Consider the following 12,918-nt stretch of genomic DNA (forward strand, 5'->3'; position numbering starts at 1 on the left):
GAGGCCATGGCCGTCGCCCCCGATATCCGCATCCAGGCGGACGATTTCGACATCGCCGCCGAGCAGGCGGCGCTTGGCAGGGGCCGCGCGGATATCGGCGCGCTCGTCAGCTTCACCGGGCTTTGCCGAGACGAGAACGGACGGCTGGACGCGCTTGAACTCGAGCATTATCCCGGCATGGCCGAAAGCGAGATCACCCGCATCGCCAAGACCGCCATCGCCCGCTTCGGACTTCTCGGCCTGACCGCGATCCACCGCTACGGCCGGATCAGCCCCGGGGAAAACATCGTGCTGGTAATTGCGGCCGCCCCCCACCGGCAGGCCGCCTTCGACGGCGCCGCCTTCGTCATGGACTTCCTGAAGACCGACGCTCCCTTCTGGAAAAAGGAGCATCTTAAGGGCGGCGGCGACAATGGCTGGGTCGAGGCGCGCGCGGCCGATCTTTCCGCCCGCGAGGACTGGCAATAAAAGAGACATGAGCCGGCCTTAAGATAGCGCTTGTCGAACGACCCGGACGGCCTATTCTTGTTTGAAATTTCAATCGATTTGGCCTTGCGGCTTCACCACTGAACGAGGACAACATGCCTTCCAGTTCCGACTCGCTTACCGTGGGCTTCATCATGTATCCGGGCCTCACGCAGCTTGACCTTTTCGGGCCCGCAGACGTCCTGAACCGGATGCCGGGCACCGAGATCAAGTTCCTTTGGAAGAACCTCGATCCCGTGATCGTCGACCGGGGCATGCGCATCCTGCCGAACACGACCTTCGGGCAATGCCAGAAGCTCGACATCATCTGCGTTCCGGGCGGGCCCGGCCAGATCGCCCTGATGGATGACGACGAAACGCTGAACTTCCTGCGCCGCATCGCGCCCGGCTGCAAGCTGGTCACATCGGTGTGCACCGGCTCTCTGGTGCTTGGAGCCGCCGGGCTTCTGAAGGGCTACAGGGCCACCTCGCACTGGTCGTCGATCGACCAGCTGTCGCTGTTCGGCGCCATCCCGGTGGAAGAGCGCGTCGTCATGGACCGCAACCGGATCACCGGCGCCGGCGTGACCTCGGGCATCGATTTCGCGCTGCGCGTGGTCGAGAACCTGATGGACAGGACCACGGCCCAGCAGATTCAGCTGCAGATGGAATACGACCCCGAGCCGCCCTATCGCTGCGGCACGCCGAAGACCGCGCCGCCGGAAATCCTCGACAGCGTGCGCGCCCGCCTGCACATGTTCCTCTCCAGCCGCCGTTCCGCCAGCGAACGCGCCGCCGAGCGGCTGAACAGCAAGAAGAGCGGCTGAGCCCGAAAAAAGGGATCGGCATGCGCCGTTCCCCGCCGCCCCGGTGAGGCCCGCCGCTACTGAAACTCGAAAATCTTGCGGAAGACGCCGGGCGCGATGGCGGACAGCGGATTGACCACGAGATCGGGGTCCGTCGTCTTGCCCGTCAGCTTGAAGGTGATGCCGAACAGGCCCTTGTCGTTGCCATTGCCGAGCAGCGGGCCGAAAATCGGAATCTCGGCGAAGATCCGGTTGAGGCCGTAGGCGGGCATGAAGGTGCCGGTCATGTCGATATTGCCGGCGGCATCGCGCACCACGCCCTTGAAGGTCGCGCCCACCTGGTCACCGCGCACGAATGCGTCGGAAACCTGCAGCACGCCGTCGGAAACATCGATCACCGCCTGGGCGCGCTGAAAGCGCTGCTCGCTTTCGTTCAGCTGGTTGCGATAGGCCGCATTCAGGCTTTTGCCGTTGGCAGCGGCCGGCGAGGACAGAAGCTGCTTCAGCTGCTGGTCGTTGATCAGACGGAATTCGGCAAGGTCGAGCATGCCGTGCCAGCCGGTCGCGGTCTCCGTCAGGTTCAGGTCGAGCGTGCCGCCGGACATTTTCTGATAGACGCCGAGGAAACGCAGCAGCGCCCCGGTTCCCGACGTGGAGAGCGAGACGGTCTTGGCGCCGCCGTCATTGCCGAGTTTCAGCGTCAACGGCTGGCCCGTGGCCGTCGTCGCCGAAAGGGTCCCGGTCGCGAGATCGCCCTTTCTGACCAGAAGATCGCCGGAGACGGAAGAAAGCTGCCGGCCGCCCTCGCCGGTAACGCGGGCGAAATCGAAATGAACGCGGGCGTTGCCATTATCGTCGGACGAGCCGCTGTCGTCCCCTGCCGAACTGAGATGACCGAGAATCGGGCTCGCCATGAAGCTTCGGCCTGTCACGACGACATCGAGGCCGTTCTGTTCGCGCTGGATGGCGATGTTGACGTCGTCGCCCTCGCTCAGCGCGACATGGGTCAGCGTCGTCGACAGGAGACCGTCCTTGTCGAGGGTCACGCTGCCGTGCGCGGCGAGCCCGCTGCCGGAGAGCGTCAGATCCTCGAGAACCGTCAGCCCGTCTTTGCTTTCGGTGTCCACCCGGAAGGAGAGCGTCGCCGGAACGCCGCTCGCCTTCTGCCAGCCCAACCACGGCAGGGAAAGCACCGTCTTGTTGAGGTCGAGCGTGATCCGGCTGCCCTCTGGCTCGTTTTCAACGGTCATCGAGATGGGCCCGTCGACATAGCTGCCGAGACCCGGCGCCAGTTTCTCGCGCTCGGCATCGTCGAGGTCGGCGGCAAGCCAAAGCACGGATTCCGCGGCCGATTCCGGTCCGAGCGGCTCGGCCCATTCGATATCCAGCGGCACGCCGTCGGCGCTGCCGCTTCCCTCGAAGGCGAGCCGGTCGGGGACAATCTCCAGAAGACCCGCAAGGTCGGCGACCGCATAGCCGCTGACCGGCTTTGCCAATTTCCCTTCGCTGATATCGGCGACAACGCTCCAGGTCGGCGGCAGCGGTCCCGGTTCGTCCAGCGGGAACCGCGCCTTGACATTGACCTCGGCGTTACCGGCGAAATCGTCGGGCGCGAAATCCATGCCCTTGAGCGCGTTGATCGGCGGTGCGGCGGCAAGTTCAACGAGATCGCCGATGCTGCCGGCGAGCATCACGTCCACTTCTCCCGTCAGCGGCTTTGCATAGGTGTCGGCTATCGCAAAGGTGCCTTCGGCAAGCCGGATGGTCCTGCCCTTGGCGATGTTGAGCGTTCCTTCCTCGATCTCGACATCGACGCTGCCGCCATTGATCTCCACCCGCGCATCGCTGCGGTTCACGTCGGGAAACTGATCGTTGAGCGTGATGCGGGTATCGTCGATATCGAAGGCGATCTTGAGCTCGGTCTCGTCGAGGTTGACGGGAATGCCCTGCCCCTCGATCCGCCCGGCGGGAAGATAGACGGCGATATCGCCGTCGGTCACAACGCCGCCATGCAGGTTGCGGCTGACCCATTCGCGCGGCTTGCGCGCGATCCAGAAGGGCCAGAGCTGCTTGACCGCCTCGGTGTCCATGCGCTCGATGCGTGCGCCGAAGGAAAGCTCCGGCGAAGTCGCGTTGCCGAACACGGCCTTGAAAGAGGCGGCCATGATGCCCTGCGGCGAACTCACGGCGATATTGTCGAGAAGCAGGCGCGGATTGTCCGTCTGGTATTCGCCGGTGAATTTTGCGTCAAAGATCAGCGGCGGCAGCCCGGGCTCGCGCGATTTGAACCGCCCGCCGCGCACCAGAATGTCGAGCGCGTAGCCGGGCTGCTCCGCGCCGGGCCGGAAGCGGTCTATATCCATGATGCCGGCGGTGAAGGGAAAACGGCTGCCGTCGAACTCGATCGAGGAATCCGTCAGTTCGAGCGATTGTTTCGCCGTGTCATAGGTGAGGTTGAGCCGCGCATCGGAAAAGGCGCGCGCAATGGAATCGGCAACGAAGCGCCCCTTCGCAACATCGAATTCCGCCATCACCTCCGGCAGTCCGCCGGGCGCGGCGCGTGTCAGGGCGATCGCCATGTCGGCCGTGCCCTCGACGCCCATCATTGCCTCGCCGTCATCGTTTTCCTGCAGCAGGAACGGCGTCAGCCTGACATTGCTGACCTCGGCCTGAAGACTTCTGGTGCGGCCGCGATCGGCGAGCGCCTCGAGCGTGAAACCCGTCGTCGTGCCGTCGAGAGAGACCGCGCCGTCGACCCGCAAAACGCCGTCCGGCAGGAGGTTCAGGTTGACCTCGCGGATATCGACGGAGACGGTCTTGCCGGGCGAGGCGCTGCCGACGGGAAACTGGATGTCGCTGAGCTGGATCGTCTGCGTTTCCGCGGCGCTGAGGATACCCCTGGCGAAATCGGTCTGGGTGAATATCTGCTCCACCAGGATCGGGAGGCTGTCGACGCGATGGTCGGTCAGCCTGAAGGTTCCCGTCGAGGGCAAGGCGGACGAATCGACGTCGATATTGTCCGCCTGCACCGCGTTGACCGAGATCTGCCCGCGCGCCAGGCTCATCGGGTCGACGGCGAAGCTCAGCACGCCGATTGAGGCGATCTGTTTCTCGCCGGGCCCGATCAGGTTCACGCCGCTGACATTAAGCCTGAGCGACAGGCCGGAGCCGACGCGCAACGCCGCCGCATCGATGCGGGCGTGATAGCCGTCCGGCATGGCGGTGCGGATCTGCTCGTTGGCCTTCTCCGCAAGGAACCGGTCAAGCGACCCGCTTTCGATGATGTAGAAGATCGCCGCGAAGAGGATGGCGAGACCGAGCACGAAAAACAGGAACAGCCGCGCGCAGGCGTGAGAAAACCGGTGGTGCGGGCGCGTATGGACGATATGCGGATCATGCGTCTGGGCGGAGGGCAAACGATGAAGCGCGATGCGCTCGCGACGGTTGAACCGCGTGCGCTCACCGCGAATGTAGGTCTCTCTATCGTTCCTGTCTTTCAAATCCGCCCCGACGAATACTATATTCGTGATCAAGGAGATATCCGGCGCGAATCCCCTCAGACACGGGTATGATAATCATGATGACGCGCATGGCTGGCAAGCAGACAATCAGCGCGAACAGCGTTTGCCCAAGGCCATATATCCGGAATTCGACTTGAACATGGTATGAACGAGGAGTGTTTGGAGATGAGCGACGTGAAAGAGGGCGAAAAGGCCCCTGATTTTACCCTGCCGGTTGCCGAAGGGCAGGTTTTCTCAGCTGCCGATGCGAAGGGCAAGTGGCTTGTGCTTTATTTCTATCCGAAGGATGACACCAAGGGCTGCACGGTCGAGGCCGTCGCCTTCACCGCCCTCGCCGACGAATTCGAGAAGGCGGGCGCGGTCGTTATCGGCGTTTCGCCCGATACGCTTCAAAGCCACGCCCGCTTCGCGAAGAAGCATGACCTTGCCGTGCTGCTCGGCTCCGACGAGGACCACAGCGTCGCCAAGGCCTATGGCGTGTGGAAGGAAAAGAGCATGTATGGCCGCAAATTCATGGGCATCGAACGCTCCACCTTCCTGATCGGGCCGGACGGCGTTCTCAAAAAGATATGGCGCAAGGTCAAGGTCGACGGCCATGCCGAGGCCGTACTTGCCGAAGTCGGGGGAGAAGGCTGAGGCCAGCCCCGGACACTGCCCGAAAAGCGACGCGAAAAGAGCCCGCGAGCCCCCATGCTTCCGGGCTTTTCTTGACTCTCGCGCGGTTTGGTACTATCCCGCCCTCGTAAACGCGAAGGCGGCCAAGGATCCGTCTATTTGTCAACGACAACACGGAACACGTTTCCCTTTGACCTCATTTTCAGATCTTGGGCTCAGCCCCAAAGTACTTTCCGCCGTAACCGAGGCCGGTTACAGCGAACCGACGCCCATCCAGGCGGGCGCGATACCGCACGCACTGACCCGCCGCGACGTTTGCGGCATCGCCCAGACCGGCACCGGCAAGACCGCCTCTTTCGTGCTGCCCATGCTGACGCTTCTGGAGCGCGGCCGCGCCCGCGCCCGCATGCCGCGCACGCTGATCCTCGAGCCGACGCGCGAACTCGCGGCGCAGGTTGCGGAAAATTTCGAGAAATACGGCAAGAAACACAAGCTCAACGTCGCGCTCCTGATCGGCGGCGTCTCCTTTGACGAACAGGACCGCAAGATCGAACGCGGCGCCGATGTGCTGATCGCCACGCCCGGACGCCTGCTCGACCATACCGAGCGCGGCAAGCTTTTGATGACCGGCGTCGAGATTTTCGTCATCGACGAGGCCGACCGCATGCTCGACATGGGCTTCATTCCCGATATCGAGCGGATCGCCAAGCTCATTCCGTTCACGCGCCAGACCCTGTTCTTCTCGGCCACAATGCCGGCCGAGATCCAGAAGCTTGCCGACCGGTTCCTGCAGAACCCGGCCCGCATCGAAGTCGCGCCGCCCTCCTCCACGGCCGCGACGGTGGAGCAGAAGCTCGTCGCCTCGAAGGCGAAGGACTACGAGAAGCGCGAGACTCTGCGCGCGATCATCGACCAGCAGGACGACCTGAAGAACGCGATCATCTTCTGCAACCGCAAGAAATCGGTCGCCGACCTGCTGCGTTCGCTGCAGCGCCACGAATATGCCTGCGGCGCGCTGCACGGCGACATGGACCAGCATTCGCGCACCACGATCCTGCAGAATTTCCGAGACGGGAAGCTGCCGCTGCTGGTGGCCTCGGACGTCGCGGCCCGCGGGCTCGACATTCCCGATGTCAGCCACGTGTTCAACTATGACGTTCCGATCCATGCGGAAGACTATGTGCATCGCATCGGCCGCACCGGACGCGCCGGCCGCAAGGGCAAGGCCTTTACCATCGCCACGGCGAAGGATGCCAAGTTCGTCGACGCGATCGAGAAACTGATCGACCGGAAGATCGACTGGGTGGACGGCCCGCCCTCTTCTCACGCCGATGCGGAAACCGACGAAAAGCCGGCGCCGCGCGCGCGCCGCGGAGCCAGGAAGCAGACGTCCGCCGCCGACGGCAAAAGCGAGGCCAAGGCGCTGCCCAGGTCCGAGCCGAAGGCTGCGCCGCAGCAGGACAACCACGCCGCAAGGCCGGCCAATGCGGCGAATGCCAAACCCGCCGGCGGCAGGCCCGCCAATGACGACCGGAAGCGCTCGCGCCGCCGCGACCGGGACGACGAGCCGACGCCCGTCGGCTTCGGCGACGATATTCCCGCATTCATGCTGATCGGCGCAAAAAACTGAGAAAGTCTGGGTGATTGATCCCAATCGCCCCGCTTTGCCGCGCGTGCCGCAGCCCGCATGAAATGCCTAGCGCATCGGCCCGAAAATCGGAATCGATTTTCGGGCCGATGCGTAGATTCAATAGGTTAGGGCGTCCTTTTTACGTCCGAATGGACGCACGGCGCTCTTAGCAAAACAGGCATGCCAAACGAGAAAGAGCCGCACTTCCTGGGAGTGAAGCGCGGCTCTAATTGTGCAGGAAAACGGTTCGTTTGATAAGAATTCAGTAGGAATTGAGTGAATTCACCTTCATTCAAAAGAGATTCATCAAAGTTTCGTAATAATCTTGCAATATGCAAATATTCTTATATCACGCTTCTTTTTTGGTCAAGCCTATTTTTTAGACAATTTGATGACGGTCAAAGAGTCCGGTATGCGCGGCGGTAATACATCAGCGCCTCGTCATCTTCGCCGCACTGCGTCCTGACGACCTCCCCGATGAGGATCCAGTGGGTCGACACCTCCTTCGCCTCGACGAGGCGGCAGTCGAAACTGGCGAGCGCGTCCTCCAGAACCGGCGCGCCGGAGCCGCCGAAATCCCACGCGCCCCTTGCGAATCGCTCTTGCGCGGAAAGGCCGCCAAGCCCGGAAAAGGCATCGGCAAGCGGCTTATGGCGGGCGCCGAGCGTGTTGACCGCGAAATTACCGCTTTCGAGAAAGACCATGTTCTTTGCGTTCAGCCGGTTGACGCAGGCAAGCACCGTTGGCGGCGCATCGGAAACCGAGCAGCAGGCCGTCGCCGTCACGCCGCGCAGCGCGCCGTCATGCGCTGTGGTCACGATCTGGACATGGCCGGCGAAGCGGGCCATCGCATCGCGATAGGCACGGGTAAAGGGCTGATCATCATGCATGGCGAGAGCGATACCGCTGGTGTGGTGAAATAGACAAAAACCGTCCCTTCATCTCTTGGTCCGGGTACTTACGGCGTTGCCCCTCACTCTGGCAAGGGGTATGACTCCGTTAACGCGCCTGAGTGAGAAACAGACCTGCCATCATGAGATCTTTTAAGGCCTGCCTTGTCCTTGCCGCGCTGATCGTCAGCGCCGCCGCGCCCGCAAATGCCCAACAGGTCGGCGTCGTGGCGCCGCTGAACGGCGACTATGCCGTGCTCGGCGCACAGATGCTCGACGGTGCCGGGCTTGCCGCGCGCAATCTGGACATCGACCTGACCGTCATCGACGAAGACTGCGAAGGAAACAACGGCGCATCTGTTGCGGAGGCGCTCGAAGACGCGGGCGTCGGGATTGCTGTCGGCTTCTTCTGCAGCGAGACCTTGCGCACTGCCCTGCCCGTCCTCGCCGAGGCCGGCATTCCCGCCATCACCGTCTCCGTCCGGTCGCTGCCGCTGATGACCGATGCGCTTGCCAACGGCTGGCCGCTTTTCCGCCTGGCGCCGAACCGGCAGGACCAGGTGGACGCGATCGTCGCGCTGATCATGACCGAATGGGTCGACCAGCCGGTCGCCCTTGTCGATGACGGCACGATCTACTACCGGGAACTCGTCAACGCCGTGCGCAACGAAATCGAGGCGCGCGGGCTCGAACCGGTCTTCACCGACACGTTCCGCCCGGCCCAGCAGCAGCAATTGTCGCTTGTGCGCCGCCTTGCCCAGGCAGGCGCCACGCGGGTTCTGGTCGGCGGCACGCGCGGCGATGTCGCCATTATCGGCCGGGACGCGCGCGAACAGGGCGTTGCGCTGACGCTGCTTGGCGATGACGGCCTGCGCGCGATGGAATCCAGCCCGCCGCTCGAAAACGGCACGCTGGCGATCGCCCTGCCTGACTATGGCGCGCTGCCGCCGGCCGCCGAGATCGCCGATGCGGCCATCGCCGCCGATATCGTGCCGGAAGGCTATGTCGTGCCGGGCGCGGCCGCCGTTCAGGTCGCAGGGCAGGCGCTTGCCGCCGCCCGGGCAGACGGCGGGATTGACGAAGTTCTCGTGAACAATACCTTCGACACAGCGATCGGCCCTGTGCGCTTCACCGAGCAGCACGAGCTGGCCGACAACCCGTTCTTTCTGCTGCGCTGGCAGAACGGCGAATTCGTTCCCGTCTTCGACAGCGCGCGTGAGTAAGGCCGGCCGGCATCGCCTGAGAGCCGGCAAGACGTGAGAAAATGGCCTTCGGGCCCCGCATTGAGGAACAAGCAAGTGAAACGTCCGCTCCGTATCGCGCCGTCCATCCTGTCGGCCGACTTTTCCAATCTTGGCCCGGAGGTCAAGGCCGTCGTCGATGACGGCGCCGACTGGGTCCATCTCGATATCATGGATGGCCATTTCGTGCCCAATATCACCTTCGGCCCGCCGGTGGTGAAGGCGCTGCGCCCCCACACGGATGCGATCTTCGACTGCCATCTGATGATTGCGCCCGCCGATCCCTATATCGAAGCCTTCGCCAAGGCCGGCTGCGACATCATCACCGTTCACCAGGAGGCCGGTCCGCACCTGCACCGCTCGCTGCAGACCATCCGCAATCTCGGCAAGAAGGCGGGCGTGGCGCTCAATCCGGCAACGCCGGTCTCGATGATCGAACACGTGATCGACGATCTCGACCTGATCCTGATCATGACCGTCAATCCGGGCTTCGGCGGCCAGAAATTCATTCCCGCCACCTTGCGCAAGATCGAGCAGGCCAATGCGCTGATCGGCGACCGGCCGATCGATCTCGAAGTCGACGGCGGAATCGCGCCTGACACGGTCGGCGCCGTGACCAAGGCGGGCGCCAACGCGCTCGTCGCCGGTTCGGCGATCTTCGGCAAGGCGGAAAACGGCAGCTATCGCGCCCCGATCGAGGCTCTGCGCGCGGGAGAAGAATGAAGCAACGACCGGAGGCGACCAACAGGAGAAAGACAATGCCCCGTTTCATGCCGCTGACCATGCTGGCCGCCGCCATCGGGCTTTCGGCGCCGATGGCCGAGGCCGGCGATTTCGCGACCTTCACCCCGCTCGGCTTTTCAGATGATGGCGGCGTCTTCGCCTTCGAGGAATTCGGCGTGGAAGACGGCTCCGGCTTCCCTTATTCCAACATCTTCTTCATCGATACCGAACGCGACGCCTTTCTCGACGAGACCCCTTACCGCGTGCGGGAGGAGGACGAAAACGCGACGATCAGTTCCGTGCGCGGCCTTGCCGTCGGCGAGGCCCTGCCGCTGATCCAGGAATACAACCTGCTTGCCCATCCCGGCTGGCTCGCAGCCTTCAATCCGGTCACCGAAGAGGTCGCGGGTGACAGCCAGACGATCCGCTATCGCGCGCACCCTAACCTTTCGCCGGTCGGAACGCTTTCGCTTGAGACGTTCGCGCTCGATCCCATTTCGGCCTGCGCGGCGGTCACGCCGGATGCGCAAGGCTTTCGCCTTGCCTATACCGATCCGGAGGGCGAAACCCGCACGATCCACGAGGACAGCCGTATCCCCACGAGCCGGAACTGCCCGACGGATTACCGGCTCGGCGGCGTGATGACCTATGGCGGCGGCGGGGCAGGTGCCGTCCACGTCGCGCTGGTCACCGTGCTCTCGCATGGCTTCGAGGGACCGGACGGCCGCTGGATCGCCGTTCCCTTCAGGCCCTGAGGCTGTTTCTAGGCGCGCGCCGTTTCCTTTGCGGCAAAAATGATCTAGAGCATTTCGCAATCAGGTGGATACACCTGACGTCCGCGAAAATGCGGCATGACAAAAGATAGTGCGGTTCAGCATTGCCGTGAAAAGCTGAACCGCTCCAGGGCGTGTCAGGCCCGAAACTCCAGCCGGCACGACGTTAAGAAGGATCCCTGCCCCGATGATACCGCGCTACTCCCGCCCGCAAATGACAGACATCTGGTCGCCGGAAACCAAGTTCCGCATCTGGTTCGAGATCGAGGCCCATGCCTGCACCGCGCTGGCCGAGATCGGTGTGATCCCGAAGAGCGCCGCCGAGACGATCTGGGAAAAGGGCAACGCCGCGACCTTCGACGTCGCGCGCATCGACGAGATCGAGGCCGTGACCAAGCATGACGTCATCGCCTTCCTCACCCATCTGGCGGAAATCGTCGGCCCGGATGCCCGCTTCGTCCATCAGGGCATGACCTCCTCGGACGTGCTCGATACCTGCTTTAACGTCCAGCTGACGCGCGCAAGCGACCTGCTGCTCGCCGATCTCGACGGCCTGCTCGCCGCGCTGAAGCGCCGCGCCTTCGAGCATAAGGACACGGTCACCATCGGCCGCTCGCACGGCATCCACGCCGAGCCGACAACCTTCGGCATCAAGCTTGCCCAGGCCTATGCCGAATTCGACCGCTGCCGGGCGCGCCTTGTCGCCGCGCGCGCGGAAATCGCCACCTGCGCCATTTCCGGCGCTGTCGGCACCTTTGCCAATATCGACCCGCGCGTGGAAGAACACGTCGCAGAGGCCATGGGGCTGAAGGCCGAGCCGGTCTCCACCCAGGTCATTCCGCGCGACCGTCACGCGATGTTCTTCGCCACGCTCGGCGTCATCGCTTCTTCGGTCGAGCGGCTGGCGACCGAGATCCGCCACCTGCAGCGCACGGAAGTGCTGGAGGCGGAGGAGTATTTCTCGCCGGGCCAGAAGGGCTCGTCCGCCATGCCCCACAAGCGCAACCCGGTGCTGACGGAAAACCTGACCGGCCTTGCCCGCATGGTGCGCGGCTATGCATTGCCGGCCATGGAAAATGTCGCCCTCTGGCACGAGCGCGATATCTCCCATTCCTCCGTCGAGCGGATGATCGGACCCGACGCCACGGTAACGCTCGATTTCGCCCTGGCGCGGCTGACGGGCGTGATCGACAAGCTTCTGGTCTATCCCGACCACATGATGGACAATCTCAACAAGTTCCGCGGCCTGGTGCATTCGCAGCGCGTTCTCCTGGCGCTCACCCAGGCCGGCGTCTCGCGCGAGGATGCCTATCGTCTGGTCCAGCGCAACGCCATGAAGGTGTGGGAGGAAGGCAAGGACTTCCTCGAGGAACTGCTCGCCGACAAGGAGGTGACCGACGCCCTGTCGGAAGAGCAGATCCGCGAGAAATTCGACCTCGGCTACCACACCAAGCATGCCGACACGATTTTTCAGCGCGTCTTCGGCGAAAGCTGAGCGTCGCCGTTACCTGCAGAACGATCCGCAGCGTCCGGTTTTTTTTCCGGGAGCTGCGCCCCTGAAATGTCATGTGAAGCGCCATGAAGATTTCCGAAACCGAAATCCTGATTGTTCCCGGCTACAAGAATGCCGGTCCCGACCACTGGCAGAGCCGTTGGGAGCGCAAGCTCTCGACTGCGCGGCGCGTGGAGCAGGAAGCCTGGTCGAAGCCGGAGCGCGCGGACTGGACGGCGCGCCTTGCCGAGGAGGTCAACCGCGCGGAGCGGCCGGTGGTGCTCGTCGCCCATTCGCTTGGCATTCCGACCGTCGTCCAGGCCCTTCCGGATTTCAGGAACCGGATAGCCGGAGCCTTCTTCGTCGCGCCGCCCGAGGTCGACAATCCCTCCGTGCGGCCAAAACACATGATGACCTTCGGCCCCTATCCGCGCGAACCGCTGCCCTTCCCCACGATCGTGATTGCCAGCCGCAACGACCCCTTCGGCCGCTTCGAGCCCGCGCGCGACATCGCAGGCGCCTGGGGCGCGGATTTCTACGACATCGGCGAGGCGGGACACATCAATGACGAAGCCGGCTTCGGCCCCTGGCCGGAAGGCACGCTGATGTTCGGCCGTTTCGTCTCCGGCCTGCGCTGAAGGTGCGGTTGAAAGCGCTGCGGCGCGGATCACGGCAGCCTTGCGCTAACCCTAATATCATCCTCAGCTAATGGATAGAATTGACATTCTCCCTTCATTCATCACACTAACACCTCTGGAGCAC

General features: G+C 63.5%; 11 protein-coding genes. 9 read left to right on the forward strand and 2 right to left on the reverse strand.

The genetic code is table 11. The features are described from left to right. The first annotated feature begins 6 nt into the window (after positions 1-6). On the forward strand, positions 7-468 hold the full coding sequence (locus JET14_RS12400; RefSeq protein ID WP_200338081.1) for a molybdenum cofactor biosynthesis protein MoaE: 462 nt from the start codon (positions 7-9) through the stop codon (positions 466-468). A gap of 113 nt (positions 469-581) precedes the next feature. Next, on the forward strand, positions 582-1,292 hold the full coding sequence (locus tag JET14_RS12405; RefSeq protein ID WP_024707434.1) for a DJ-1/PfpI family protein: 711 nt from the start codon (positions 582-584) through the stop codon (positions 1,290-1,292). A 56-nt stretch (positions 1,293-1,348) separates the two neighbouring features. Here JET14_RS12405 and JET14_RS12410 read toward each other — a convergent pair whose 3' ends face one another. After that, positions 1,349-4,804 (reverse strand): DUF3971 domain-containing protein, encoded by a 3,456-nt coding sequence (locus JET14_RS12410; RefSeq protein ID WP_200333905.1) that lies wholly within the window; start codon positions 4,802-4,804, stop codon positions 1,349-1,351. 153 nt (positions 4,805-4,957) lie between these two features. Here JET14_RS12410 and JET14_RS12415 point away from each other — a divergent pair, with 153 nt between their 5' ends. Both JET14_RS12415 and JET14_RS12420 read left to right on the forward strand, forming a co-directional pair. Next, on the forward strand, positions 4,958-5,428 hold the full coding sequence (locus JET14_RS12415; RefSeq protein ID WP_200333906.1) for a peroxiredoxin: 471 nt from the start codon (positions 4,958-4,960) through the stop codon (positions 5,426-5,428). Between the two features lie 169 nt (positions 5,429-5,597). Next, the gene (locus tag JET14_RS12420; RefSeq protein WP_200333907.1) at positions 5,598-7,037 is read left to right on the forward strand and encodes a DEAD/DEAH box helicase; all 1,440 of its coding nucleotides are present in this window, start codon (positions 5,598-5,600) and stop codon (positions 7,035-7,037) included. A gap of 398 nt (positions 7,038-7,435) precedes the next feature. On the opposite strand, the gene JET14_RS12425 is transcribed toward JET14_RS12420, so the two are convergent. Continuing rightward, a complete protein-coding gene (locus JET14_RS12425; RefSeq protein ID WP_200333908.1) occupies positions 7,436-7,927 on the reverse strand; it encodes a flavin reductase family protein in 492 nt (163 codons plus the stop codon). A gap of 143 nt (positions 7,928-8,070) precedes the next feature. Between JET14_RS12425 and JET14_RS12430 the strand changes: the two genes are divergently transcribed. The 5 genes from JET14_RS12430 to JET14_RS12450 all read left to right on the forward strand — a co-directional run bounded on the left by JET14_RS12430 (position 8,071) and on the right by JET14_RS12450 (position 12,794). Then, complete coding sequence (locus JET14_RS12430) at positions 8,071-9,150, forward strand: ABC transporter substrate-binding protein (protein ID WP_200333909.1); 1,080 nt, start codon at positions 8,071-8,073, stop codon at positions 9,148-9,150. Between the two features lie 75 nt (positions 9,151-9,225). Beyond that, complete coding sequence (rpe, locus tag JET14_RS12435) at positions 9,226-9,891, forward strand: ribulose-phosphate 3-epimerase (RefSeq protein ID WP_024707440.1); 666 nt, start codon at positions 9,226-9,228, stop codon at positions 9,889-9,891. A gap of 35 nt (positions 9,892-9,926) precedes the next feature. Continuing rightward, positions 9,927-10,646 (forward strand): DUF2259 domain-containing protein, encoded by a 720-nt coding sequence (locus JET14_RS12440; protein ID WP_246750305.1) that lies wholly within the window; start codon positions 9,927-9,929, stop codon positions 10,644-10,646. A 205-nt stretch (positions 10,647-10,851) separates the two neighbouring features. Then, positions 10,852-12,159 carry an adenylosuccinate lyase gene (purB, locus tag JET14_RS12445; RefSeq protein ID WP_138749385.1) on the forward strand — a complete coding sequence of 436 codons (1,308 nt, stop codon included), beginning with the start codon at positions 10,852-10,854 and terminating at the stop codon, positions 12,157-12,159. Positions 12,160-12,242: 83 nt separating this feature from the next. Continuing rightward, the gene (locus JET14_RS12450; protein WP_200333910.1) at positions 12,243-12,794 is read left to right on the forward strand and encodes an RBBP9/YdeN family alpha/beta hydrolase; all 552 of its coding nucleotides are present in this window, start codon (positions 12,243-12,245) and stop codon (positions 12,792-12,794) included. Positions 12,795-12,918: the final 124 nt, after the last annotated feature.

Origin of the sequence: Martelella lutilitoris, assembly GCF_016598595.1 — a bacterium.
Classification (GTDB): Bacteria; Pseudomonadota; Alphaproteobacteria; order Rhizobiales; family Rhizobiaceae; genus Martelella; species Martelella lutilitoris_A.